The organism is Isoptericola sp. NPDC055063, from assembly GCF_053608125.1.
Genome location: NZ_JBSGUW010000003.1, coordinates 105,483 through 127,819 on the forward strand (window position 1 = coordinate 105,483; position 22,337 = coordinate 127,819).

The window sequence follows — 22,337 nt, forward strand, 5'->3', positions numbered from 1 at the left end:
CCTCTCTACAGGTAGGCGGGCCGAGCCCGCACCACGACTTCAGACGCGCCCGTGACGGTCACCCGTGCAGCCCTATCCGACGGGTCCGTCGCGACCATCCGCGGCCACAGCTGCAGGCGACCTGCCGCCGGGTAGTCCAGGCCTGCCGTCGCCGCCTCGGGCGTGATGGTCTGGGTCGAGGTCGAGCCGTGCGGCGTGCCTGTCCATGCGTTGGCCATCCACGCCGCGTCCGTTGTGTCGCCGTCGAAGTAACTGACCTCGACGGGGTACTGCGGGTACTGCGTCACGTAGTCCCCGATGCCGGCCGCGATGAGAGCCTGCCCAGCGTCGTTCGGGTGCACCCCGTCTGCGTAGAGCTCAGGGGCGTCGTCGGCGTCCGGGATGAATGCGCGCAGGTCGAGGTAGGACACAGCTGCGTCACCGGCTGCGATGATCGACAGCCTGTCGTGGTACTCCTGCCACAGGACCGGATCGGCACCAGCCTGCCGAGCCATCCCCAGGAGCACCACCGAGCCGACGAACCCCGCGTTGCGGTACCCGGCGATGATGCTCCGCAGGTTGGCCTCATAGTCCGCCAGGCTCACGCCCTGCCCGTAGTCGTTGTTCAACAGGCCGATGAACAACAGGTCCGCACCACCCCCCGCGGCGAGTGCGGCGATCCCCGCGTTGAGGCGGTCTCCGGAGACGAAGTCCGCGGTGGAGAAGCCCGCGTGCGCTCCGTCCAGCACACGCACACCTGTGCCCTCGTCACCCGCATAGGCGTGCAACCCCTGAACGTAGACGGACCGGCCAGCGACGCTGCTCGCGTCCCGCGTCACAGTCACGGTGTGCGCCCCCGCTACCAGTGCCGGTGACGACCACACGGCCGACAGGTTGGTCGTCGCGGAATACGTGTCCACGAGCGTCGGCGCCCCTCCGTCGACCACGACCTTCATGACCCCTGTGCTCGCCGTTCGCAGGTACGCGAGCTTGAACGACGTCCCCGTGAACGTGAACGTCACAGTGGATGTAGCGTCCGTCAGGACGCGGGTGCGGATCCCGAGGCCCCAGCTCGGGTTCGTGCCCGTCGCGCCGGTCCACGAGACCGGCCACCCCGGGACGGAATTCGCTGGCGCGGCCGGGATGTAGGGGAACTCTGGCCCCGTCGGAGCCAGGCGCTCCTGGAGGAGCGACTGCCACCGCTTCGCGAGCGTGCTCACGGCGGATCCCTCGCTGATGCTGTCACCGACCACGAGGGCCTGCGCGCGGCCCGCCGCCACTGCGACATCCCACTGCATCAGCGGGCCGGTCCGAGAGCCCAACTGGGCTAGAGCTTCGGCCTGCGTGTCGCCGACGCCGATCATGACGCTGTCGACCCACATGCGGTGTCCCGCTGGGAGGAGAACGCCCGTCGAGCCGGAGTACGCCTGGACGTTGATGTAGGCGGCCGTCGCCGTCGCCGGGGCCTGCACCATGAACACGGCGCGCCGTCCGGCATAGAACGGCGCCGGCGTGACCGGGCCCGAATGGAATGTGTTGGCCGACCCCGTGAACGCGACCGTCGGCCGAATACCGCCGCCCGCGGCCGGGTAGCTCGTCTCGCCCGCGACGAGCGCCGCGAGCGCGACCCACTGTCCGGGCGTCACGGGGGCCGAGGTGCTCGCGAGCTGGGTGAGCGTCAGGTACGGGCTCGAACCGTCCGCCGCGAGCTGCATGCACCGCGACCCCGCGCCGCCGCCGCCCCACATCTGCGGGAACGAGGCGGTGATGGTCCCGGTGCCGCCAGTCGCCACCCACAGCGCGCCCGAGACCTCGAACGAAGGGTTCTGGACGAAGTTCTTTCGGACTAGCGCACCTGGCGGCGGCGTCCACGCGTCAGCGTCCTGCGACAGCCACGCCCGCATCGCACCTGCGTCGACGAACAGGTACCAGCCTGGCATCGATCCCGTCCACGAGATACCTGTCCCTGACACAACGTCGGTGACCACAGGGTTGTCCGGGTCGTCGATCCGCAGCACCGCGTCGCCGACTGGCGCTGTGGACCCAGCGAGCACCGAGACCGATCGGCCGAAGACTGTGATGGTGGTGTCTGACTCGGTACCGCGCAGAAACACGCCGGGCACGGCGAGGACGACCTCGAAGGTCGCCTCCGCGGCGGTAGTGAACTCGTCCGGGGCGACCGAGACGAGCACGGCCGGCGCCGAGGTGACGAGGCCGCCGGACGTGCGCGACAGGATCAGGCCGGGCGCTCCGAGCAGGCCGTACAGCTCGAGCGTCGCGTTCTCGATGTCGTCCTGGGTGGAGCCGTGGAGCCACATCGTGAGGGTGACGGTCGGTTCGTCGAAGACGGGCAGGCCGGCGCTGATCACGCCGTGCCTGCCCGGCACCTCGAGCGTGGTGCGCCGGGTGGTGACCGGCGGCCGCCACATGGACACGGCCTGCAGGCCCCAGCGCAGCGAGTCGACCCCGGACAGGCCCCAGGTCACCTCGTAGACGTCTGCCACTGTCACACCACCCCGATCGCGGCCGCGTACTGCAGCGCCTTGTTGGTCGTGACCGAGGTGGGCTCGGCCTGCGGGAAGTGGTTGATGATCTTGATCTCGACGTTGCGGCCGGTGCCGGCGGGGCCGGTGCCGTTCGGGTACACGGTCGAGCCGGTCGGCAGGTCGACGACCTCGGGGCCCTTCTCGCCGACGACGGCCCAGCCGCCCTGGCGGATGGTGCCGCCCTTGGCGAGCATGGGGATGTTGGGGACGTCGAAGCTGCGGCCGCCGACGCCGGGCACCCACCCGGGCACCGTGAAGCCGATCGCCCCGATGCTCCGGTTCCACCAGCCGGCGACCGCGTTGAACGCGGACTTGAAGACGCCCGTGATGGCGGAGCTCACGCCGGAGATCGCGGTGCCGATCCGGCTCGGCAGGTTCTTGAACCAGTCGACGATGCCGTTGAAGATGTCCTTCACCCGGTCGCGGGCGGAGCCGAACTTCTCACCGACGAAGGACGCGACCTTGCCGACGGCGGAGCCGACGCGGGAGGGGATGTTGCGGAACCAGTCGACGACGCCGTTGAAGACGTCCTTCACCTTGTCGCGGGCGGTCGTGAACTTCGTCCGGATCGCGCCGACGACCGCGCCGATGGCCGCACCGATCCGGCCCGGGACGGCCTTGAACCACTCGATCAGCGCCGTCCACTTCTCCGTGATCCACGTCTTCGCCCCGCCGAAGAACCCCTTGATCTTCTCGATCGCCTGGGAGAACCACGGCACGAGCGTGTCGGTGAACCACTTCCCGACGGCCTCGATCGCGGCCTTGATGCCAGCCCACGCGGCCGCGACGATCTTGCGGCCGATCTCCGTCTTGGTGAAGAACCAGACGAGGCCGGCCACCAGGAGGGTGATGCCGGTGATGATCAGGCCGATCGGGTTGGCCTTCATCGCGAAGTTGAGCGCCTTCTGCGCCGCCGTCGCGACCCACGCCGCGGCGGCCTGCGCCTTCTGCACGATGCCGAGGTTCTTGACCCACGTGGTCGCCTGCACCAGGCCCTCACCGAGGTCACCGATCGCTGTCCCCGCGAGGATCGCGTTGCCGCCCAGCTCGAGGAACTTCCCGGCGGGGCCGCCGATCTGCTCACCGAGGGTGGCCATGCCGTCGCCGAGGGTCGCGGTCCACGTCGCGAGGTCGCCGGCGGACTCACCCGCCGCGTCGAACTTGCTCCCGGCCTCCTCGGACGCCCGGCTGATCTTGTCCGCCGAGTCCGCCGCCGACTTTCCCACGTCGTCGAAGGTCTTCGACGCCTTGTCCACCCCGACGACGGTGAACTCCACTGCCGGTGTCGCCACGCCTACACCTCCTTGCTGATCGCCTGCTCGATCGCGGCGGCCGCCGCCGTCATGGCCTCACCGATGCCGTCCAGGAACTCGTCCTGGTGGTCGTCGAGCACGCCCTCGAGCAGGCCCGCGGTGGGCACCTTCTGCTCCACCCACCGCCACGAGCGGCGCGGGCGCCGGCGCCACGGGTACACCGGGTGCCGCAGCGTGCCGCGCCGCTCGAGCGAGTTGTAGTCGTGGCCCTTGTCCGTCGACACGATGCGGATGCCGGCGGACTCCTTCGCGCTCGACGAGAGCCGGTTGCGCACCGCGAACGTGCGCTTCTTCTTCGTGAGGTACTTGGACGCCCCGCCCCGCTTCGGCAGCTTCGCCGCGAGCTCCGTGCGCATGTCGTCCGCCGTCGGCGTGCCCGCCGCCCGCAGCGCGGCCAGCAGCTCCTTGCGGATCTCCTTGCCGTCGCCGACTTTGCGCATCACCTTCGCGAGCGCCTCGAGCGAGTCCATGCCCTCGATGCGGAAGTCGTCACCCACGCGCGGCCGCCTCCTTCGCCTTCTTGGAGACCTCGAGCGCGAGGTTGTAGAACTCCTCGCGCTCGAGCTGGGTGAGGACCATCCACGAGGCGACGGGCTGGCCCGTCGTCAGACACCAGGTCGCTATCTCCCGGGCGTCTGACCTCAGCCTTCCCCCGCGGCGACGGCCTCCTCGTCCTCGTCCTGCTCGTCGTCGGCGAAGTAGTCCTGCAGCTGCCCGACAGTCATCGCGGACGCCCGGCCAGCGGGGTCCGGCTCGCGCCGGCGGTGCAGGTCGAGGAACACGAGCGCCTCGACGAACGTCTCCTGGTCCTCCTTCGCCATCCGGGCCAGGGGCCGCTTGAAGACCCGGTTGACCAGGCCGCGCTCCTCGCCCGTGACGGACAGGTAGAACCCCTGGGCGGTGAGGTCGGAGGTCGACGTCTGCGCGTCGCTCACGCGGTCACCTCCGTCCAGGAGTCGATCAGCCACTGCACCTCGACCTGCAGCGTCTCGGACGCGTCCTCCGCGGCCTCGCCACCGAGGTAGGTGTCACCGCTGATGCCGCCGGGGGTGACGTTGAACGAGTAGTGCGGCTGCTCGACGGACGCCGCCGAGTTGCCGAGCGGCTTCACGGTGCCGACCAGCGGCGTCGTGTCGCCCGACGTCGCGATGCGGTACAGCGACGTCGCCAGCAGGTCCTGGTTCAGCGTCATGTCGAGACGCTTCGGGATCTTGCCGCGCATGTCCGCGAACGTCTGCCGCGTGCCGTAGTTGAACGCGATCGCGGACGTCTCGTCCGAGCGGTCCACTCCGTCGAGGATCAGGACCATGTCCCGCCCGTTGATCCGGGTCACTGCCATGAGGGGTCAGCCCTTCATCTGGGCGCGCGAGACGCGCGCGAGAACGTTGACGGCGGTCGCGAGAGTCGACTGCCCGTTGGTGGAGTACTCGGCCGGCTCGTCGACCGTGTCGGCCGCGAGCTCGTACCCGTCGAGCCCACCGATGGCGTCGAGCAGCTCGACGACCATGTCCATGAGCCGCTCGAGGGTGACGGCGTTGGTGCCGGGCCGTGCGACGCAGATGACGCGCAGGACGATCCGCCAGGACCCGACCTGCGGGCCGAAGCCCACGCCGCCGTTCAGGACGTAGCGGAACGGCGGTGACGCCTTCTCCGGGACCTCCGGGAAGGTGCGGAGCCCGGCCGCCGTGAGCGCGTCAGAGAGGGCCGTCTGCGCGGCCGTGATGGCGTTCACGCGAACCCCAGCGGCGCGAGGTAGGGCGACAGGACCACGCGGGCACCGCGCAGCGGGTCCGAGGAGACGCGCAGCGCCGTCTCGGACCCGTCGCCGGTGTCGTGGTAGACCGTCGTGAGGACGCCGTTCGGCGCCTTCGCCTGGTTGAACAGGTTCACGCCCACGCGCAGCACGGCCTCGTCGACGGCCTCGGTCGGCACGACCTCCGCGCCGACGTAGTCCGTGACGTACCGGTCCGCGAGCGTCAGGCATCGGGTCGCCTCGTCCTCGTCGGCGGTGGGGTCACCGCCGACCCGCTCGATGAGATCGGGGACGGTGACCGCCACGTCAGCCCCGCTTCTCGGCGCGCTGGCGAGCCGGACGCTTCTCGGCGGCCGCCTCGCCGGTCGTGGCCGTCTGCTCGGCCGGGTCCTTCGCGGTCGCCGTCTCCTGCTCGCCGGCGGTCTGGCCGTCGCCGGCGGGCTGCAGCTCGGGGCCGTGGTCGCCCTCGAGCGCGGCGCGCAGCTCGTCGACGTCGTCGATCACCTCCGCGGCGAGGCCGCCGCGGACGAGGCCGTGCGCGTACTCGTCGGGCAGGTCGACGATGTCGCCCACCCGGGCCGTGACGGGCTCGCCGTTGTAGAGCCCGCCCGGAGCCACCTTGATCTGCACCTTCATGTCGACCCCTTCTGGTCGTCGTTGGGGGCCGGGGGCGCCCTCAGCGGGCGCCCCCGGCGGGCGGTCACGCGGCGTTGGTGACCAGCGGCTTGACGGCCGTCGGGTCGAGCCCGACCGCGCCGCGACGGACCAGGGCGCGGAACGCCGTCTGGTCGTTGCCGAACCCGGCCTCGGCGGACCGCTCGAACCGCAGGCCGCCCGCGATGCGGACGACGAGGGCCGACCAGTCGCCGAAGTAGATCGGCTTCTTCGCCAGGCCGAAGGGGTCGAAGTTCGGCTCGATGAACACCGGCTTGCCGAGGATGAGGTCGGGCTGGCCGGCGACCAGGGCCGACTCCCACACCGGCTTGCCGTCCGCGGTCTTGAGCTTGCGGACCACGGCGGCCGCGCCGTCGGACATGCCGAAGGCGCACTTCAGCGAGGCGCGGTAGGGCGCGATCACCGAGTAGAAGAGGTCCACCAGGTAGTCCGAGCCGTGCCCGATCTGGGACTGGTCGCCCAGGCTCGCCGTGTCGCCCGGGAGCGTGGTGACGCCCGGGACGGTGAAGCCGGCCTTCGCGGCCGCGGCGCCCGCCGCGGCGACGTTCAGGCCGAGCTGGCGGCCGGCGTTGCGCGCGATGTACCCCTCGACGTCGAACGTGGCGTCCTGCAGGAGCTCGTTCGGGACGTAGGTGATGTACCCGCGCTTGGCGACGCCCAGGTCGACCGTGTCGAGCGTGGAGTCGCTCTCCGTGATCGGCCCGTTCGCCGGGATGTCGGCGTCGTCCGGCTCCGCGTGGATCGTGGCGCGCGGCATGGGGATGGTGTTCCCGTCCGCCGTCGTCATGAGCGTCGCGTAGTTGAGGATCTCGGACGACTCGACGGCGTGCTCCCACAGCTGGGTGGACACGCCCGCCTTGCCGGTGCCGCCCGCGGCCGACATGGCGCGGGACTCGATCGCGACGTCGTAGGACTCGCCGGCGCGCGACTCGCGCACCCACTTCGCGAACTCCGAGTCGACGCCGCCGCGCTGCTCGTCCTCCGGGCCGCCGTGCTCGCGCCGGAACGACTCCTCGAGGTCCTTCGCGCGCTGCTCGCCCTGCTCGGCGTTGCGCAGCCGCTCGGCGGCGTCCTTGCGGGCCTCGGCGAGGTTGTCGAGCTCCTGCTTCTGCTCGGCCGACAGCACCGGGTTGCCGGAGCGGACGCTCTCGTTGAGAAGGTTCGCCTGGCGGGTGTCGATCGAGTCGACGAGCTCCTTCAGGCTGTTCGTCAGAGACGACATGGGTGTCCCCTTTCCGGGACTCGTTGGGTGGTGGGTCCCGGTGGGTTGCGCCCTGCCGGATCGTGCTGGTGGTGCTACCTGCGCAGCGGGTGGTTTCCCTGCCCGCTGCGCCGGTTGGTCGTCAGGTCAGCGCCACGCCTTCAGCGCGTCGCGGACCGTGAACGCGGGCGGGGCCTCGTCCGTGCGGCGGAAGAACTTCCGCAGCTCGCCCTCGGCCGCGAGCGCCCGGACCTCGTCGACGGACGCGTCCTTGGCGCGGGCGAGGGACTCGAACGCGGCCGCGGGGCCGACGAGCGCGCCCCCCACGGACCGCTGCTCGTCGGCGAGGGAGCGCACGCCGACGCTCGTGTCCTCGTAGGCCGGCGAGTTCACCGGGGCGACGTCGAGCAGGCGGACGGACAGCAGCCGGCGGATCGGGAAGTTCTGGTCCGTCTCGCCCCACTCGTCCTCGTGCACGACGAACGCGAACGACGACTGCCGCACGTCGCCGCGCTGGATCAGCTCGTGCACGTCCGCGCGGGCCGACGGCAGGTCGGCCTCGTAGGTGAGGCCGATGTCGTCGACACCGAGGCGCAGCGTGCCGCCCCCGGTGGTGCCGAGGACCATGTTGTCGTCGTGGTTGTACCGGGCGATGACGCCCGGCCAGCCGTCGCCGCGCGACTTGTTGAATGCGCGGGTCGCGATGGTCTCGACGAAGCCGCCGAGGTTGCGGGACGTGGTGTCGAACTTGGCGGCGTAGCCACCGATGGTGCGCTTGTCGGCGGCCGCGGCCCGGGTCTCGACCGGGACCGTGGTGAACCGACGCTCAGCGGTGCTGGTCATGCGTCCTCCTGACGGGTTGCCGGCGCGGGGTCGGGCCGGGGCACGTTGCGGTAGTCGCCGCCTGCGATGGGCGGGCGATCGTCGAGGGCGAGCGCCTCGTTGAGGGACAGACGGCCGTCCTTGAGCTTCGCGCCGATGATGTCCGTCTGGGTCTTGATGTCGGGGCGGATGGTCTCGGCGACGTCGAGGCGCATGAACTGCCCGCCGGGCAGCCACCGCGCGACGGCGAGCTCGAGCCGCTTGATGTACGGGCGCATGTTGTGCGCCCGGTTCCGGGCCCGGGACTCGTCGTTGGAGTACGTGAGCGAGTCGCCGGCGTTGCCGCCGACCTCGCGCGGGTCCAGGCCGTAGATCGCCGCGATCTCCGAGGCGGTCAGCTTGAGCGTCTCGATGAACTGCGCCTGCGCCGGCGGGACGGACACGATGGTCAGGTCCCAGTCCTTGCCGGTCACGAACGGCTTGCCGGACGCGAACGACGTCACGGCCCGGCTCTGCACCTTCTCCGCGGCCTTGCCGTCGAGCACCTGCATCTGGTTCTTCAGCACCGCGGGCGGGATCCCGCCGCCGCGCTTGACGTCCGCGTACTCCTGCGCCGACAGGCCCGCAGCCACGATCGACGCGTAGTGCTGGATCGGGGACATGCCGAGCAGCCGTCCCTCGGGCACGAGCCACGGGATGTGCGCCACCTGCGAGGCCGGTGTCTGCGCGCCGTTCAGGTACCACCACCTGGTGCCGTGCTCGTCGTTCGTCGGCGACCAGTCCCGCGACCACTCGATCATCAGCGGCAGGTTGCCGCCGTAGCCGGAGACCGACCGGATGCGGCCGACTGCGTTCCCGTCCGTGACCGTCGCGTACATCGCCTGGCCGAGCCAGTTCTCCGTGCCGTACTCGAGCTCGATGTTGCGGAACAGCTCGGGCGTCCCGATCTCCACGACGCCGCCGGCGCCGTCGGGCCGGTAGAACCGCGGGGTGAGGGTCGAGACGTAGTCCACGATCGTGCGGATGGACGCGAACACCGGCGTCAGGTACGTCGCGCGCTCGGTCGTGATCGTCTGGGCGGTGCCGGCGGTGTCGATCCACTCGTCCCCAGCGGCGCGCTTCTCCACGCCTGCGTTGAGCCACCCCATCACTGCCACCCGAGGAGCAGGGCGGCCCCGACGGCGATCGCGCCGACGGCGATGAGCGCCACGCCGAGGCCGACGGCCAGCCACAGTCCAGCGCCGACGGCGAGCGCGCCGCAGGCCATGAGGCCGGCCGAGGTCTCGCCGATGGTCGGTCGCCGCACGGAGGGGAGCTTCACGGTGAGGCGCTTCACGTTGACCCCCTTCACAGGATCGAGGACATGACGTCGTAGTTGGCTTCCTCGCGCGTCGCGGAGAGCGCGCACGCGCACGCCTCGAGCGCGCTGATGTCGCCGCCCTTGCGCGCGAACGCGCGGCGGTCGCCGATCTGCCGCCACCCGGCGGCCGCGACCGCGGCGTCGAGCTCGTCGTACCCGCCGTGCTCGACCGTGCCGGCGTCGACGGCCTGCACCAGGTCGTCGCACGCCTGCACGTACCCGGGCAGGTCCAGGCGGGTCACGATGACGCCGGCCGCCTCGAGGTAGGCGATGACGGTGGACGCGGGCCCGCCGCCGTCGACGACGACGGGCACACCCTGCTCCGACTGGATCCGCGCGACCTCGGCCACGAACTTCCCGCGCTCCCGCGTCGGGGAGCGCAGCACCGAGCCCAGGTGTGGCCGCTCGCCGCCGAGCACCGCGCCCAGCGACAGCCACGCGTGGTCGACGTCGCCGGCCACGCCGAGCGCCACGACGGGCGCGTCCTTCGGGCGCGGCGAGACGAGCTCGGGCCAGCGCGGCATGATCAGCTGTCCGGACGCGTCGTCCCGCCAGATGCCGAGGCGGTCCTCGGCGAACTTCGCCGGGTCGTAGGTCTCGAACTCGCCCTGCACGACCTCGTGGTTCATCCGCGTCAGCCACGCGGGGTTGGCCGACCAGCACAGGTACTCGACCGCCGGCGTCCACTTCCGCGCCGCCAGGTCGTCCTGCGCGGCCCGGTACTCCTCGCTGTCGACCTCGACGCCCCACTCGCACCACGCCGCGTTCGTGGACTTGCCCGCGAGCGCCGCGCGGCGGACCGCGTCGAAGGCGAACGAGTCGTCCTCCTCCTGCGGCGTCGTGCCGAGGAGCCACACCTGCGGGTTGGGCATCGCGGACATGGTCGAGTTGATCGACGTCCACGCGCGTGAGCCGAGGATCTGCGCCTCGTCGAGGAGCAGGCAGTCGGACGAGAAGCCCTTCCCGCCGGCGCCGGAGCGCGCCTTGAACTGGACCTTGGCGCCCGTGGTGAACGTGACGGCCTCGCGGTTGAGCGCGTTCATGACGGCCTTCACCCGCAGCCGCAGCGCGACGTTGTCGTCCGCCTCGATCAGCTCCATGAGCTTCGCGAACGCCTCGCGCGCGGTGTCCTGCTGGTGCGCGCTGACGACGATCTTCTTCTCGCCGAACAGCAGCGCACCCGCGAGGATCCGCGACACCATCAGCTGCGACTTGCCGTTCTGCCGAGGCACCGTCACGCCGACCCGCTGCGCCGCCCACGTACCGTCCGTGCGCTCGCCCTGCGCCGCCTCGAGGATCTCCTCCTGCCAGCCGTCGAGGACCAGGCCGAACGACGCCGACAGGTCGACGACGTCGCGCGCGGAGCTAGCGCGGACGCTCTGCGGCGTGACCCAGGCGCGCGACGGCGCCTCCCCGAGCAGCTCGACGGGCTGCGATCTCGTCAACCGGGTCACCCGCCTTCCCCTGCGACTGCGAGCCGTCGGCCGACGGGAGCGCCGCGATGCGCGCCTCGCACGCGAGCAGCTGCCCGTACAGCGGCGCGCGCTTCTCCGGCGGCGCCTTGTCGATCGAGCGTTGGATCCCCTCGAGTACGCCGCGCAGGTACGCGGCGCGGTCGGTCGCGGCCGCCGGGCGGTCAGCGCCGGCGCGGCAGGCGCGGTGCTTCGGCGTCGCGCTGCTGCGCGCCGTGAGCCGGATCGGCTCACCGCACACCGAGCACTTCCCCTGCCGGGCTGGAGAACTTCCTGTCTTGCGAGCCTTCTTCACCCGCTCGCCCTGACGCTTCGTGACCACGCCATCACCGCCCGAACGCCGTAGATCGTCCGGTTCGCCCTGCGATGCCGCAGCGTCGCGTCTCGCGCCCACCGGCATACCCCAGGGGGGCACGTCCTGCTGAGACCCGCGTAGACCCCTCTGACCTGCGACGACACGGACGAACAGCGGGTGAGACCCGAAAAATATCACGAGCCGTGTGTGAAAACTTTGGTGGTTCGGGGGTGAGGGGGAGGGCTGGCCGCAAAAAATCCGGCGCGGTCGCGCGACGACGCGCGCCGCGCGGCCGGAGATCTTCCTGTCGAGGTCAGAGGTCGAGTCGTCTCGTCGCGGTCACGACGTCGCGTCGCTCGCGTCGAGCTCGCGCGCGTCCACCCTTGCGTCCGCCCTTGCTGGTGTTGCACCGGGCGTGCGCGGGACCGAGGTAGCCGGCGCCGTCGTCCGTGTGGTCCAGGTGCCAGTTGCTGCCCGGCAGGACCGGGCGGCCGCACACCGTGCAGGGCCGGGGGAGCCGGGCCGCCCAGGCGCGGCGCGCGGCCTGGTGCGCGCCGCCGTACCGGTGCAGCTTCTCGGCGTAGGACGTGCCGCGCTGCGTGAGGCGGATCGGGCGCCACGCGGTGCAGTCGAGGTCCTCGAGCCCGGACCAGGCCGGCACGCGGTCGATGCGGTCGTGGGCGGCGTACCACGCGGTCACGCCGCGCAGCCCGTCGCGCACGGCACGCCGTCGCGCGCGCACCCGCTGCGCGCACACGTCGAAGCCCGGGTCGAGGAGATAGCCGTGCGTCGCTCGCACCAGCTGCTGCGCCTTGGCCCGGGCAGTCGAGGAAGCGCCGGTGCGGATCACCACGGCCGACGCGTTGGGGTTCGTGCCGACCGCGCGCATGGCGGCGATGAACTGCCGCTCGCTGCTCCACTGCGCGTCGTCATGGTCCAGCACCTGCAGGCCGAGCGTGTCGGCCAGCTGGTGGGCGAGTGTGGACTTGCCGGCGCCGGGCGGGCCGAACAGCAGCACGACGAGACGAGGCACGGTCACCTCCGCCCGGTACGACGAAGGCCCGGCACCGGGGAGCGGTGTCGGGCCTTGCTGCGGGCATGACGAACCCGCCGCCGTCAGAGTAGCGCATCACCCCGTCGCGTGCGACCAACCCACGATCACGGCGAGTCACGCACGACTCGGTCGGCGGTACAGCCGGGCCGGGTGCACACCTGGTGCACGCGCACGCCGGCGACGGTGGCGAGCACCGCCCACGAGTGCCCCTCGAGCTGGCATCGGGTGACCTCCACCTGGCCTGCGAACGTGACCACGCGCGGCTCGGGCGCGCTCACGGCCGCCACGCCGTACCGACGACGTCGGGCGTGGTGCGGCCGACGAGGGCCGCGGGGGTGTGGGCGCGGTACACGTCGGGGTCGGCGAAGTCCCCGGGCTCGTGGACCTGGCCGCAGGTCGTGCACGGGCCGGACGGGCGGGTCCCGATCGTCGCGGCCACGGCCGCGTGCTCGGCGGCCAGCTGCACCGCGGCGCCGAGCTCGTCGACGGTCGCGTGGTCCCACGCTGTCCCGCAGTCCAGGCAGTAGGCCGTCGTCGGGTACAGCCGCACCCGGACCTTGCCGAGCACCCCGCACACCGGGCAGCGCACGTTCGGCTTCCACGGCGGGTCGGCCCACGTCGTCGCGGTCCGAGCCAGCGCCCACCACCGCATCACGTCCGCGTCGAGGTTGCGCAGCATCGTGTCCGGCAGGGTTGGTGCGAGCTCGAGGAGCCGGCGCAGGCGACGGGCCGGCCCGGACGGCATGGCCTGGCCGACCAGCACGCGGCACCAGGTCTGCGTGCCGAACTGGATGTCCTGGTGCGCGGCCATGCCCTCGATGTTCGTCGGCGGCCGTGAGCAGGGGCCGGCCGACGAGCCGCCGGCGGACGAGTCGTCGGCCGGGTTGAGGAGCTGGGTGAGGAGCGGGTCGTGCTGGATCGTCGTGGAGCGCACGACCGCGCGCGGCAGGGGGCGGGGGCCCTCGGCACCAGGGGCCGGGTCGCGACGCTCCTGCCACGTCTGCTGAGATGCCGGGATCCACTGAGACACGTAGTCGAACCAGGGGTCGACGAGCTGCGCGACGCGCTCGGCCATCCGGTCGAGGATCTCCTCCTGCTCGGTCCGCTCGGGACGGTGCTTGCTCATGCGGGGGTACCTCCGGGGGTCGGGCGAGGGCGGGCACCTCCACGCCGGCCACGACGGCGGCGAGGGCGCGGGGGTTGGGCGGTGGGCTCGGTCGTGCTGGCGGGTGACAGATCAGGTCGTGCGCGCGGCCCCGTACTGGTGTGGTGAGTACCCGAACCGTCCCGACCCGACCCGGTCGAATCCGTTCTGTCGACCTTGGGGGTTGAGTTCCGAGGCGACTTCGGGGCGGACTTCGGACGCGCTGCCGGGGGCGCTGCTGCTCGCACTGCCGTGGGGCGTGCGGGGGCGGCTGCTGCCGGCGCTGCGGGTCGCACACCTTCGGGTGCGGGGTCCGCTGCTGCCTGGGGCGCTGCGCCGTCGTCGCTCGAGACGTTCTCGGTGATCTCGGGGTGGCCGTTGTCGTTCAGGTACTTCGTGGTCGCCTTGCCGTAGCGGGGCGACGTCGGGGGCGTGCGGACGGTGTGGTTGTCGTCCCAGAGGTCGACGTTGCCGCCGCGGGCGCTGTTGCAGCCGAGGCAGGCGACGACCATCGTGTCGACGGTGCCGGCGGTGCCCGGCTCGAGGTGGTCCAGGGTGCCGGTGCGGTTGCTCTTGCGTCCGCGCCACTGCACGAGGAGGCCGCACCATCGGCAGTTGTCGCCGTCGCGGAGCAGCACGGGCGCCTTGAGCGCCGGGTTGCGGGTGTCGTCGCGCTGCTGACGCTCCCACGTGACCTCGGCGCGCAGCCGCAGGTGGATGAACTCCGGGTCCTGGACGAGGCGCCAGGTGCGGCCCGCGAGGACCACCTCGAGCAGCCCGACGGCGACGCACTGGCTGATCAGGTCGCGCCAGCGAGCGCCGCCGATCATCTGCACGGTGCCGACGTCGATGACGTAGTCGGTGGTGTGCGCGGCGGACTGGATGGCGCACCGGCTGACGAAGCCGAAGACCTCGTTCACGGTCCGCTCGTCAGCGGTGTGGAGGCCGGCGGTCGCCATGACGGCGGGGTAGGTGGCGGCGCTGTCGCCGGTGCGCATCCAGGGCAAGGGGTGCGGCTCCTTCCGGGAGTCGGGACGGGGCGGTGGTGGGTCAGTCGGAGCATCGGCACTCGCCCGTCTGGGGGTTGGTCGGGCCACCGCAGGAGTCGCAGAGGTTCACGTCGTCGTCACCTCCTCCCGGGTGAGGACGGCGAGGATCGTGCCGTCGAGGAGGTCGGCCGGCCGCCACACGTGCCGCTCGATGCCGGCGGCCGCGAGGCCGACGAGCCACGACTGCTGCGCGGGTGAGACGCGGCCACGCTCGGTCTTGAGCTCGGCCATGACGAGGCGCCGGCGGGCCGTGCTCAGCAGGACCAGGTCCGGGAACCCGGGCTGCGAGCGGCGGGAGTCGTGGGTGTGGTAGCCGAGTTCCCAGCCGAGCTCGCGGGCCAGGCCGAGGACGCGGGTCTGCAGGGCGGCCTCGGACATGTCGCGGGCGACCTGGGCGCGGTACTCGGCGCGGGACAGGGGCCGCAGCGGGGCGGCCATCAGCCGTCCGTGTCGTCGGCGAGGAGCTCGGCCTGGGACTTGTCGCCCACCGTGCCCGCGCACGAAAAGCTGTACGAGAGGCCGTCAGCGGAGAAGCCGGCGCCGCGGCACGGAGTCTGCCCGCACCGCGGGCACGGGCGCAGGACCGACGCGTCGACGGCGCGACACGCGTGGTACCCGCCGCCCGCCGGCGCCCGCCACGGGCCCTGCCGGCGGGCTGCGCGGCACTCGGTGCAGCAGCAACGGCCGCAGCGGACGCACGGGAGGGCGACGTGCCGGCGCAGGCGCGGCGTCCACGTCGCGAACACGAGCAGGGCCACGCAAAGCAGCACGAGGCCAGCGAGCGCGCCGAGCATGAGGAACAGGAGGCTCGTCACCGGTCGGCCTCCCGCTCCGCGCGGATCTCCGCGAGGACGGCGTCGATCGCCTCAGGCGGCTCGAGCACCGTGCGGGCCCGGGATCCGTCGGACTCGCCCACGACGCCGACGCGCTCCAGCTCGTCCATGAGGCGGCCGGCCTTCGCGAACCCGATGCGGAGCTTGCGCTGCAGCATGCTCGGCGAGCCGAACTGCGTGGTGAGCACGAGCCGGACGGCGGCCTCGACGATGTCCTGCTCGAGGTCGGGCTCCTTGTCCGCGTTGGTCGTCGCGTCGAAGATGCGGTCGACGACGGCGGCGAGGCTGCCGGTACTCTCTTCCTCGAGCAGGCCCTCGCGGTAGTCGCCGGCTGCGCGGCGCAGCAGGTTCGCCCACCGGGTCTCGTGCTCCATCTGGGCGACGGCGTCGCGGCTCATCGGCATGATGACGCCGACGACCTGGCCGTTGTCGACGCGCACCGTCCACGCGCCGTCGTGGAACTCGTCGCGGCCGGCCCGCGGCGTCACCTCGAGCGGCAGGCCGTAGACGTTCGCCGTCTTCACCCACCGGGTCACCAGCACCGGGTTCAGCGCGGTGCGCAGCTGGTCCGCCGCGGGCAGGCCGAGCGTGGCCGCGATCAGGCGCGGCACGTCCGGGAAGCCACCGCCCGGCCGCACCACGTCGTCCGTCGGGATCCGCGGCACCGTCAGCGAGCGCCCGTCGAGCAGGGCGCCCTCCTCGGTGAACGTGACCTCGTGGGGCGTGACGACGAGGTGGAACGCCTGCGTCTCCCACTGCGCGCGGGCGTGCTTCTCCGCCGGCGGGGTGAGCACCGCGAGGACCTCGCGCGCTGACCGGGGCTCGATGTCCACGGTCGCGAGCTCGGGCAGCTCGAGCACGTCCTGCACCTCGATGTACGCGGCGGCCGCGGTGTAGCGGTCCAGCGCGACCGCCAGGACCGTCTTGTCGTCCACGAACTGCAGCCGCACCCGCTGCAGCACCGGGAGCTCGTCCTCCGTCGACACGTGCGGCAGGACCGCCGCGAGCGCCATGCGGAGGGACGCGCGGCCGACGTAGACGTCGACGGGCGGGGCGGCGACCTTCGTGGGGGTCTCGGTGGCGGTCACGCGGCGGCCTCCTGGGGGTGGTCCTTGCGGAAGTGGGCGGCGAGGTCGATGACGGCCATCGGGAACGTGACCTTGACGCCGACCTGGATGACCTTGTGGCGGGGGCAGGTCCAGACGAAGCCGCGGCCGAGCTCGCCGTCGAGACGGCGGACCCGGCGCACGCGCGGGCGCGGGGCGGGCTTGGCGTCGGGGCGCGCGGCGACCTGCTCCGCGACCTTGGACGGCGGCACCGGGTTGCCCTTCCAGCGACCGCGGACCTCGACGCCTGCGCCCTTGAGCACGGCGCTCACCGTCGCCTGCGAGACCCCGATGCGGTCCGCGACCTCCTGCATCGTCAGCACCTCCTCGGTGCTCGTGTAGAGGGTGACGATCTGCCGGTTGCGGATCTCGCGGGACTCGCGCGTCTCGCCGCTCCTCGGGCCGCGGCGGGCGGGCTTCTGGGTGGGCACGGGCACCTCCTCGGTGCGGTCGATCAGGGCGGGCGGCGGCGTGGTGAACGCGGCCTTCTCGTACTCGGTGCTGACGAGGGCGGCGCCGTGCAGGCGCGACGTCGACTTCGTGGCGGGCTGGCCCGACGGCTGCGCGAACGGGTTGGTGGCCGCGCGGCGTGCCGCCTCGGCCTCGCGCCGCTCGCGCAGCGCGTCCAGGTCGGCGGGGGTGCGTCCCGTCGGGAGGGTGAGGGCCCCGCCCACGTAGCCGCCCGCGGCGGTAGTGCCGGCGGCCCTCACGAGGCACGCCCCGCGACCAGACGCTGACGGTGGTCCCAGCCCTCGAGGTACGCGACCGCGGCCGCGAGCGCCGTGTCCTGGGCGATGAACCCGACGCCGCCGAGGTGCAGCACCGTGAGGGCCTCCGCGTGGAGGCGCTCGGCGTCCATGCGCGGGTCGAGCGCGGCGGCGACGTAGCAGCGGAGGGCGAACGCTTTGGCGGGCACGGCGGCCTGAGCGGCCGCGAGCGCCTCGGAGAGGATGCGGCGGGAGTCGCGGACGCCGGCGGCGAGGTGCGCGGCCGCGTGGCGCAGCTGGGCGGCGTAGATCGCGCGCACGGCCTCGTCCTCCCAGCCGGGGGCGGCCGGGATGATGGGCTGCTCGGCCGTCGCGGGGCGGCGCGCGGGGCGGTGGGCGCGGGTCAGGGTCGCGGTGGCCACGTCACGCCTCCTTCGTCTCGTAGGCGTCCAGCCAGGCGTGCTCGAGCTCGGACAGCCCGTACCCGGCGTCGGCGAGGAACCGGAGGTGGGTGGCGCCGAGGGCCGGCGCGCCGGTGTAGTTGTTGTCCGCGGCGGGCCGGCGCCAGAACGCGAGCTCGCCCTTCGCCTTGATGGCGTCCTCGCCGATCGCCATCGCGGCCTCGAGGAGGTACCGCTTGCCGCCGTCGGGACTGCGGCGGATGGCCTTCACGTGTGCCGAGGTCGACGCGTCGGCGACCAGGTCGTCGAGGACCTGGTGGACGCCGAACTCGTGCGGGTTGCCGATCGCGATCATGAGGGCTGCGTGCTGCACCTCGGCGTCGGTCGGCTTCACCGCGCGGCCCACGAAGCGCGAGCGGATGAACTCGCGGCGCACCGTCTCGGCGGCCTCGGCCGCCTTGCCGTTCGCGATCACGCGGCGGCGCTCAGCGGTCGCCTCCTCGGGCGTGGCGCCCGACGTCGCACCGGCGGTGTTCCGGGCGTGCCGGTTGAAGTGCGCGTGCTCACGCCAGGAGGTGCAGTACGTCTCCTCGCGCACGTCGTCGACGCTCCTCGCCCACACGTAGACGGCGTGCCCCGGGCAGGACATCTGGTGCTCGGTGACGTCGAGCGCGGGAGCGGTGCCGTTCGCGTTCGGCTTGTCGGTGAGGCTGCTCAGGTTCTCGGCGCGTGCGCCCTGCCCGTAGGTCACCGCGCGGACGTCCAGCACGGTCACGCCCTGGGCGCGCAGCTCGCGCTGGCGGTTCTCGACGGCCTCACGCTCGGCGATGTCGCGGCGGGTCCGCTCGATCTCGTGGTCGATGTCGGACGGGTCGTCGATGGCCGCCTCGACGAGGCGCTCGGCGGTCTCGACGTCGCCGGCGGCCACGTCCGCGATCTTCGCCGCGGTCACCAGGTCGACGCCGGCGCCGTGCACCGCGGTGCGCGTGCCCTCATCGACCTCCGCAAGCGCCAGCGCGGCGGTGACGTCGTCCTTGGGGCGGTGGGTGCGCTTGGCGATCTTCGCCGGCGACCAGCCGAACAGGGCGAGCTGCGCGACGGCCGCGACGTCGTCGGCCTGGGTGATCCCGAGCCGGTGGTGGTTCTCGCCGAGCTGCTCGACGATGCGGGCGGCCTCGTCGGCGATGTCGTCCACGAGGTAGACGGGCACGGACGGGAGGCCGGCCTCGACGGCGGCGAGGGTGCGGCGCTGGCCGGTGACGACCTGCAGGTTGCCGAGCGCGTCGTGCTTCACGGCGATCGGCTGACGGACGCCGTTCTCCGCGACGTCGCGCTTGAACGCGGTGCTCATCACGACGGTGCGGCGGACGTTCTCGCCCAGCACGAGCGACGTCGGGTCGACGAGGGTCGGGCGCGCCACCTCGGGCGCGTGGGCGGCGCTCACGCCAGCACCGCCGGCCGGACGCGGGAGACGCGCGCGGCCGTGTACGGGCCCCAGGACTCCACACGGTGCACGCGGTCGTCGACGACGGCGTAGACGTCCAGGCGGCCCTCCTCGCGCCACTTCCACTCCACGACGTTCGACACGAAGACCGGGGCCGCCGTCTCGTCGAGCATCCGGACACGGATGTCGAACGGCGTGCGCTCGCCCGACGGGCGCGACACGCGCTCGGACGGCGCGTCCTGGCGGGCCGGCGCGTCGAGCACGGGCACGGCGCGGACGCGCTCCACGACGTCGGCAGGGTCCAGGCCGACGGCCGTCGCGACGATGCGGGTGATGCCGTCCACCTCCTCCGGGGTGGCGTCGCGCAGCGGCAGCTCGTCGGACGCGGCGTACACGGGCGCGCCCTCGGGGTTGGGCTCGTCCGGGAGCGGGTACGTCATGCCGCGCACGTCGCGCGGGGTCGGGACGGGGTGCAGGTCGGTCACGGGTGTCTCCTGGTGGTCAGGCGGGGCGGGGGGTCAGTCGTCGTGGGCCGCGAGCGCCGTGGTGTCGGCGCGGGGGTGGGCGATGCGGGCGAGGGTGGCGATGGTCTGCCGTCGGGCTTCCTCGCGGGCGTCTTCGTGCCGCCGGCACATGGGGCAGGCGGGGCGTCCGGACCGGAGGGTCCGGGCGACCGGTACGCCGTGCTCGCAGAGCGGCTCGTCGACGTCGGCGAGGAGCACGGTCTACCCCGTGGGGGTGCGGCGGTAGAGCTTCACGAGGGCGTGGTGCGCGGTGAAGCCGGTGGACGGCTCGCGGCGCGGGTCGCGGGTGCCGGGGTAGTACACGGGCTCGATGAGCCGGTCGGCGCAGGCGCGGGCGAACAGGCCCGCGCGAGCGCGGTGCGGGAAGTGCACGGCGTCGAGCTGGTGGCGGACGAGGTTCACGGAGAACTCGGTGCCGGGGCGGACGCTCGCGATCGCGGCGAGGCCGGCGGCGACCTGCTCGGGCGTGACGCCCTTCATCGAGCGGGCGCGGCCGCGACGACCGGCCTCGGCGGGGGTGATGGTCGTGGCGGTCATCGGTGGGCCCTCCGCTGCGTGACGTGGACGAGGCGGGCGAGGAGCGCGGCGCCGCCGAGCATGAGGACCGGGCCCGCGATGAGCTGGCCGCCCGACGCGAGCGGGGCCGTCAGCTCGACGACGACGCCGGCGTAGACCCCCGCGAGCGCGACGAGCAGGGTGACCGCGTGGCCGATCGGGTGCCGGTCGACGCGCCCCGCGGTGTGCATGGTCACGCGGGGCGCGTCGGCCGTCCTCTCCTCCCCCTGCGAGGTGAGGTCGGGCTCGCCGTCGTCGTCGCGCGGAGTAGTCGCGGCGAGGGCGGCGAGGCTGTTGGTGGCGGCGTGGTCGGCGAGGAGGTCGTCGACGTCGCGGGACTCCGGCGCGTCGCTCACCGGATGCCTCCGCGCAGCTCGACGAGGCGGGAGCACGCGACGTCGAGGGCCGACATGGCGCGCCCCTCGGGGATGCCCGGCTCCGAGCCGTACCAGTCGAGCGCGGCCGCGACGACGTCGGCCTGGGCGCGCACGTCCGCGAGCGCCTTCGTCGCGGCCTCGTCGACCGCGGCGGAGGCGGGCGCGACCCGGCCGTGCAGCAGCGCCTGCAGGCCCGCCGGCGACGACAGGCGCGGCACCTCGGGGGCGACGGCGGCCGGGTCACGCTCGACCCCCGGGACGGCGTCGATCGGGGCCGCGTCGTCCTGCTCGGCGTGCCAGTCCATGTGGTCGCGGATCGGGTCGTAGTCCTCGTCCAGGTCGACCGGGCCACCGGCCCAGCCCGACGCGAACGAGCAGCCCAGGCGCGGGCACCGGAACAGGCCGGAGTCGGCCGACGGGTCGTAGGTGGCGCCGTCGAACGAGAGGACGCCGTCCGGCGTCACCGTCTTGGTGGTCATCGGGCCACCACCAGCTGCGTCTTGGCGGGGGCGGTGACGGCGCCGCCGCGAGAGGTCGCGGCGTACTGCTCGTCGAGCCAGGCGTCGACGTCGTCCTCGTAGTAGGCGACGCGGCGGCCGACCTTGAAGCTGCGCGGGCCCTTGCCCTCGTGGCGGAGGAAGCGCAGGGTGCCCTCCGGCATCCCGGTGCGCTCAGCCACCGCGGGGATGAGCATGATCCGACGGTTCACGGGTACTCTCCTTCGTGTCTGGTGAGGGTCGGCGCTTCTTGGCGGGGGCGGCCGGCCCTTGCTGTTTCCTGGCGGTCAGTTGGAGCGGCGCTCGGCCTCGCCGTAGATGTCGGACGCCGTCGTCCCGAGCGCCACCGCGAGCTTCACCGCGGCGGACGCCTTGAAGTCCCGGACGCCGGCGAAGTACCGCTCGACGCTGCGCGCACCGAGGCCGGCAGCGGCCGCGATGTCCGTCACGGACAGGCCCTGCTCCTTGCGGCGCTCGTCGATCACCTTCATGACCTCGGAGACCTGGGGTGCGTTCATGTTGCGACCGTAGCGCCAAATATGGCGAACGGCAACGTTGATCTGGCGAGCGTGCCAGAGTTCACCCGGATACAGGGTGTGTGAGACGGGGCGAAAAATGCGCCCGACCTGGCGTATCAGACGCCGTAACGGCGTACTCTCTCCGGGTATGGACACCTACGAGAACGACGCCGACACCCTGGTCAGAGCGCTTCTGGCCACCGTGAACGGTGAACGGGTTGCCGCCGGCCTCACGGTCGCGGAGCTCGCCGAGAAGTCCGGGGTGCCGAAGCGGACCCTCGACCGATACCTCGGGCCGGGCGGCGGCGACATCCCCAACAAGATGCTGACGAAGGTCGCGAAGGCGCTCGGCGTCACGGCGTCCTTGCTCTGGGCGCGCGCTGAGGAGCGGGCCGCACGCGAAGAGTCGCGAGACTGAGTTTCACCCGGTTCTCAAGTATTCGTACCGTTTCAGCCGAATTACTGTTCCGTCATGAAATCAATTTCCGTTCCTGACGGGACCTCCGCGACGTCGCTCGCCACGCTCCACGCACTCCGAGCCCGGGACATCCACCGCAGTGCCGTGCCGCCCGACGTCCTCGACCGCCTGGTCGCCGACGACCTCACCGCGCGCGACCTCGCGTACCTCTGCGTCGTCGCCGGCACGCTCCCGTCGACAGTCGTCGCTGCTGCCGGGGGATGAGGCTCTAGAAGCCCCCCCCCCCCCCCGCGA

General features: G+C 72.6%; 33 protein-coding genes. 2 read left to right on the top strand and 31 right to left on the bottom strand.

Going from position 1 to position 22,337, the window contains the following annotated elements:
• Nucleotides 1–5: 5 nt before the first annotated feature.
• From ACWF41_RS04430 to ACWF41_RS04580, 31 genes are all read right to left on the bottom strand, one after another.
• Entirely contained in the window at nucleotides 6–2,483 is a 2,478-nt protein-coding gene (locus ACWF41_RS04430; protein WP_380318684.1) for an SGNH/GDSL hydrolase family protein, read from the bottom strand.
• A gap of 2 nt (nucleotides 2,484–2,485) precedes the next feature.
• On the bottom strand, nucleotides 2,486–3,817 hold the full coding sequence (locus ACWF41_RS04435) for a phage tail protein (protein WP_380318681.1): 1,332 nt from the start codon (nucleotides 3,815–3,817) through the stop codon (nucleotides 2,486–2,488).
• A 2-nt stretch (nucleotides 3,818–3,819) separates the two neighbouring features.
• Nucleotides 3,820–4,335 (bottom strand): hypothetical protein, encoded by a 516-nt coding sequence (locus ACWF41_RS04440; RefSeq protein WP_380318677.1) that lies wholly within the window; start codon nucleotides 4,333–4,335, stop codon nucleotides 3,820–3,822.
• Between the two features lie 144 nt (nucleotides 4,336–4,479).
• Nucleotides 4,480–4,773, bottom strand: a complete 294-nt coding sequence (locus tag ACWF41_RS04445) for a hypothetical protein (protein WP_380318675.1) — start codon at nucleotides 4,771–4,773, stop codon at nucleotides 4,480–4,482.
• Nucleotides 4,770–5,177 carry a hypothetical protein gene (locus ACWF41_RS04450; protein ID WP_380318672.1) on the bottom strand — a complete coding sequence of 136 codons (408 nt, stop codon included), beginning with the start codon at nucleotides 5,175–5,177 and terminating at the stop codon, nucleotides 4,770–4,772. The genes ACWF41_RS04445 and ACWF41_RS04450 overlap by 4 nt, the downstream gene beginning before the upstream one ends.
• Before the next feature lie 6 nt (nucleotides 5,178–5,183).
• Nucleotides 5,184–5,570, bottom strand: a complete 387-nt coding sequence (locus ACWF41_RS04455) for a hypothetical protein (protein WP_380318669.1) — start codon at nucleotides 5,568–5,570, stop codon at nucleotides 5,184–5,186.
• Nucleotides 5,567–5,896 carry a hypothetical protein gene (locus ACWF41_RS04460; RefSeq protein WP_380318667.1) on the bottom strand — a complete coding sequence of 110 codons (330 nt, stop codon included), beginning with the start codon at nucleotides 5,894–5,896 and terminating at the stop codon, nucleotides 5,567–5,569. The genes ACWF41_RS04455 and ACWF41_RS04460 overlap by 4 nt, the downstream gene beginning before the upstream one ends.
• A gap of 1 nt (nucleotide 5,897) precedes the next feature.
• Nucleotides 5,898–6,227: a hypothetical protein gene (locus ACWF41_RS04465; RefSeq protein ID WP_380318664.1), complete on the bottom strand. Its 330-nt coding sequence runs from the start codon at nucleotides 6,225–6,227 to the stop codon at nucleotides 5,898–5,900.
• A 64-nt stretch (nucleotides 6,228–6,291) separates the two neighbouring features.
• Nucleotides 6,292–7,488 (bottom strand): phage major capsid protein, encoded by a 1,197-nt coding sequence (locus ACWF41_RS04470; RefSeq protein ID WP_380322832.1) that lies wholly within the window; start codon nucleotides 7,486–7,488, stop codon nucleotides 6,292–6,294.
• Nucleotides 7,489–7,614: 126 nt separating this feature from the next.
• Nucleotides 7,615–8,310, bottom strand: a complete 696-nt coding sequence (locus ACWF41_RS04475; RefSeq protein ID WP_380322829.1) for an HK97 family phage prohead protease — start codon at nucleotides 8,308–8,310, stop codon at nucleotides 7,615–7,617.
• On the bottom strand, nucleotides 8,307–9,437 hold the full coding sequence (locus ACWF41_RS04480) for a phage portal protein (RefSeq protein ID WP_380322826.1): 1,131 nt from the start codon (nucleotides 9,435–9,437) through the stop codon (nucleotides 8,307–8,309). Before ACWF41_RS04480 ends, ACWF41_RS04475 begins: the two co-directional genes overlap by 4 nt.
• Nucleotides 9,437–9,625, bottom strand: a complete 189-nt coding sequence (locus ACWF41_RS04485) for a hypothetical protein (RefSeq protein WP_380322823.1) — start codon at nucleotides 9,623–9,625, stop codon at nucleotides 9,437–9,439. Before ACWF41_RS04485 ends, ACWF41_RS04480 begins: the two co-directional genes overlap by 1 nt.
• An 11-nt stretch (nucleotides 9,626–9,636) precedes the next feature.
• Complete coding sequence (locus ACWF41_RS04490; protein WP_380322820.1) at nucleotides 9,637–11,094, bottom strand: hypothetical protein; 1,458 nt, start codon at nucleotides 11,092–11,094, stop codon at nucleotides 9,637–9,639.
• Nucleotides 11,015–11,443 carry a hypothetical protein gene (locus ACWF41_RS04495; protein WP_380322817.1) on the bottom strand — a complete coding sequence of 143 codons (429 nt, stop codon included), beginning with the start codon at nucleotides 11,441–11,443 and terminating at the stop codon, nucleotides 11,015–11,017. The genes ACWF41_RS04490 and ACWF41_RS04495 overlap by 80 nt, the downstream gene beginning before the upstream one ends.
• 286 nt (nucleotides 11,444–11,729) lie before the next feature.
• Nucleotides 11,730–12,449 (bottom strand): AAA family ATPase, encoded by a 720-nt coding sequence (locus ACWF41_RS04500; protein ID WP_380322814.1) that lies wholly within the window; start codon nucleotides 12,447–12,449, stop codon nucleotides 11,730–11,732.
• A gap of 125 nt (nucleotides 12,450–12,574) precedes the next feature.
• Nucleotides 12,575–12,748, bottom strand: a complete 174-nt coding sequence (locus ACWF41_RS04505; RefSeq protein WP_380322811.1) for a hypothetical protein — start codon at nucleotides 12,746–12,748, stop codon at nucleotides 12,575–12,577.
• Entirely contained in the window at nucleotides 12,745–13,596 is an 852-nt protein-coding gene (locus tag ACWF41_RS04510) for a DUF7341 domain-containing protein (protein WP_380322808.1), read from the bottom strand. Before ACWF41_RS04510 ends, ACWF41_RS04505 begins: the two co-directional genes overlap by 4 nt.
• Complete coding sequence (locus ACWF41_RS04515) at nucleotides 13,593–14,621, bottom strand: hypothetical protein (RefSeq protein ID WP_380322805.1); 1,029 nt, start codon at nucleotides 14,619–14,621, stop codon at nucleotides 13,593–13,595. The genes ACWF41_RS04510 and ACWF41_RS04515 overlap by 4 nt, the downstream gene beginning before the upstream one ends.
• 108 nt (nucleotides 14,622–14,729) lie before the next feature.
• Nucleotides 14,730–15,101 carry a VRR-NUC domain-containing protein gene (locus ACWF41_RS04520; RefSeq protein WP_380322802.1) on the bottom strand — a complete coding sequence of 124 codons (372 nt, stop codon included), beginning with the start codon at nucleotides 15,099–15,101 and terminating at the stop codon, nucleotides 14,730–14,732.
• Entirely contained in the window at nucleotides 15,101–15,478 is a 378-nt protein-coding gene (locus tag ACWF41_RS04525; RefSeq protein WP_380322799.1) for a hypothetical protein, read from the bottom strand. Before ACWF41_RS04525 ends, ACWF41_RS04520 begins: the two co-directional genes overlap by 1 nt.
• Nucleotides 15,475–16,584, bottom strand: a complete 1,110-nt coding sequence (locus ACWF41_RS04530) for a DNA translocase FtsK (RefSeq protein WP_380322796.1) — start codon at nucleotides 16,582–16,584, stop codon at nucleotides 15,475–15,477. The genes ACWF41_RS04525 and ACWF41_RS04530 overlap by 4 nt, the downstream gene beginning before the upstream one ends.
• Nucleotides 16,581–17,312 carry a hypothetical protein gene (locus tag ACWF41_RS04535; protein WP_380322793.1) on the bottom strand — a complete coding sequence of 244 codons (732 nt, stop codon included), beginning with the start codon at nucleotides 17,310–17,312 and terminating at the stop codon, nucleotides 16,581–16,583. Before ACWF41_RS04535 ends, ACWF41_RS04530 begins: the two co-directional genes overlap by 4 nt.
• The gene (locus ACWF41_RS04540) at nucleotides 17,309–17,731 is read right to left on the bottom strand and encodes a hypothetical protein (RefSeq protein ID WP_380322791.1); all 423 of its coding nucleotides are present in this window, start codon (nucleotides 17,729–17,731) and stop codon (nucleotides 17,309–17,311) included. The genes ACWF41_RS04535 and ACWF41_RS04540 overlap by 4 nt, the downstream gene beginning before the upstream one ends.
• A gap of 1 nt (nucleotide 17,732) precedes the next feature.
• Nucleotides 17,733–19,154, bottom strand: coding sequence for a ParB/RepB/Spo0J family partition protein (locus tag ACWF41_RS04545; RefSeq protein ID WP_380322788.1), 1,422 nt, complete (start codon nucleotides 19,152–19,154; stop codon nucleotides 17,733–17,735).
• Nucleotides 19,151–19,639, bottom strand: a complete 489-nt coding sequence (locus ACWF41_RS04550) for a hypothetical protein (protein ID WP_380322785.1) — start codon at nucleotides 19,637–19,639, stop codon at nucleotides 19,151–19,153. The genes ACWF41_RS04545 and ACWF41_RS04550 overlap by 4 nt, the downstream gene beginning before the upstream one ends.
• 33 nt (nucleotides 19,640–19,672) lie before the next feature.
• Nucleotides 19,673–19,876, bottom strand: coding sequence for a hypothetical protein (locus tag ACWF41_RS04555; protein ID WP_380322782.1), 204 nt, complete (start codon nucleotides 19,874–19,876; stop codon nucleotides 19,673–19,675).
• Nucleotides 19,877–19,879: 3 nt separating this feature from the next.
• On the bottom strand, nucleotides 19,880–20,215 hold the full coding sequence (locus tag ACWF41_RS04560) for a hypothetical protein (protein WP_380322780.1): 336 nt from the start codon (nucleotides 20,213–20,215) through the stop codon (nucleotides 19,880–19,882).
• Nucleotides 20,212–20,589 carry a hypothetical protein gene (locus tag ACWF41_RS04565; RefSeq protein WP_380322777.1) on the bottom strand — a complete coding sequence of 126 codons (378 nt, stop codon included), beginning with the start codon at nucleotides 20,587–20,589 and terminating at the stop codon, nucleotides 20,212–20,214. The genes ACWF41_RS04560 and ACWF41_RS04565 overlap by 4 nt, the downstream gene beginning before the upstream one ends.
• A complete protein-coding gene (locus ACWF41_RS04570) occupies nucleotides 20,586–21,089 on the bottom strand; it encodes a hypothetical protein (RefSeq protein ID WP_380322774.1) in 504 nt (167 codons plus the stop codon). Before ACWF41_RS04570 ends, ACWF41_RS04565 begins: the two co-directional genes overlap by 4 nt.
• Nucleotides 21,086–21,319: a helix-turn-helix transcriptional regulator gene (locus ACWF41_RS04575; protein WP_380322771.1), complete on the bottom strand. Its 234-nt coding sequence runs from the start codon at nucleotides 21,317–21,319 to the stop codon at nucleotides 21,086–21,088. Before ACWF41_RS04575 ends, ACWF41_RS04570 begins: the two co-directional genes overlap by 4 nt.
• Nucleotides 21,320–21,394: 75 nt before the next feature.
• Nucleotides 21,395–21,625 carry a helix-turn-helix domain-containing protein gene (locus tag ACWF41_RS04580; protein WP_380322768.1) on the bottom strand — a complete coding sequence of 77 codons (231 nt, stop codon included), beginning with the start codon at nucleotides 21,623–21,625 and terminating at the stop codon, nucleotides 21,395–21,397.
• Nucleotides 21,626–21,773: 148 nt separating this feature from the next.
• Between ACWF41_RS04580 and ACWF41_RS04585 the strand changes: the two genes are divergently transcribed.
• Together ACWF41_RS04585 and ACWF41_RS04590 are read left to right on the top strand one after the other, a co-directional pair.
• A complete protein-coding gene (locus tag ACWF41_RS04585; RefSeq protein WP_380322765.1) occupies nucleotides 21,774–22,043 on the top strand; it encodes a helix-turn-helix domain-containing protein in 270 nt (89 codons plus the stop codon).
• 54 nt (nucleotides 22,044–22,097) lie between these two features.
• Entirely contained in the window at nucleotides 22,098–22,307 is a 210-nt protein-coding gene (locus ACWF41_RS04590) for a hypothetical protein (protein ID WP_380322762.1), read from the top strand.
• Nucleotides 22,308–22,337: the final 30 nt, after the last annotated feature.

Excerpts from the sequence above, each read along its gene's own strand:
- ACWF41_RS04450 (WP_380318672.1), bottom strand. The coding sequence starts at position 5,177 with ATGGCAGTGACCCGGATCAACGGGCGGGACATGGTCCTGATCCTCGAC.
- ACWF41_RS04465 (WP_380318664.1), bottom strand. The coding sequence starts at position 6,227 with ATGAAGGTGCAGATCAAGGTGGCTCCGGGCGGGCTCTACAACGGCGAG.
- ACWF41_RS04470 (WP_380322832.1), bottom strand. The coding sequence starts at position 7,488 with ATGTCGTCTCTGACGAACAGCCTGAAGGAGCTCGTCGACTCGATCGAC.
- ACWF41_RS04475 (WP_380322829.1), bottom strand. The coding sequence starts at position 8,310 with ATGACCAGCACCGCTGAGCGTCGGTTCACCACGGTCCCGGTCGAGACC.
- ACWF41_RS04480 (WP_380322826.1), bottom strand. The coding sequence starts at position 9,437 with ATGGGGTGGCTCAACGCAGGCGTGGAGAAGCGCGCCGCTGGGGACGAG.
- ACWF41_RS04510 (WP_380322808.1), bottom strand. The coding sequence starts at position 13,596 with ATGAGCAAGCACCGTCCCGAGCGGACCGAGCAGGAGGAGATCCTCGAC.
- ACWF41_RS04520 (WP_380322802.1), bottom strand. The coding sequence starts at position 15,101 with ATGGCCGCCCCGCTGCGGCCCCTGTCCCGCGCCGAGTACCGCGCCCAG.
- ACWF41_RS04560 (WP_380322780.1), bottom strand. The coding sequence starts at position 20,215 with ATGACCGCCACGACCATCACCCCCGCCGAGGCCGGTCGTCGCGGCCGC.
- ACWF41_RS04570 (WP_380322774.1), bottom strand. The coding sequence starts at position 21,089 with ATGACCACCAAGACGGTGACGCCGGACGGCGTCCTCTCGTTCGACGGC.
- ACWF41_RS04580 (WP_380322768.1), bottom strand. The coding sequence starts at position 21,625 with ATGAACGCACCCCAGGTCTCCGAGGTCATGAAGGTGATCGACGAGCGC.
- ACWF41_RS04585 (WP_380322765.1), top strand. The coding sequence starts at position 21,774 with ATGGACACCTACGAGAACGACGCCGACACCCTGGTCAGAGCGCTTCTG.
- ACWF41_RS04590 (WP_380322762.1), top strand. The coding sequence starts at position 22,098 with ATGAAATCAATTTCCGTTCCTGACGGGACCTCCGCGACGTCGCTCGCC.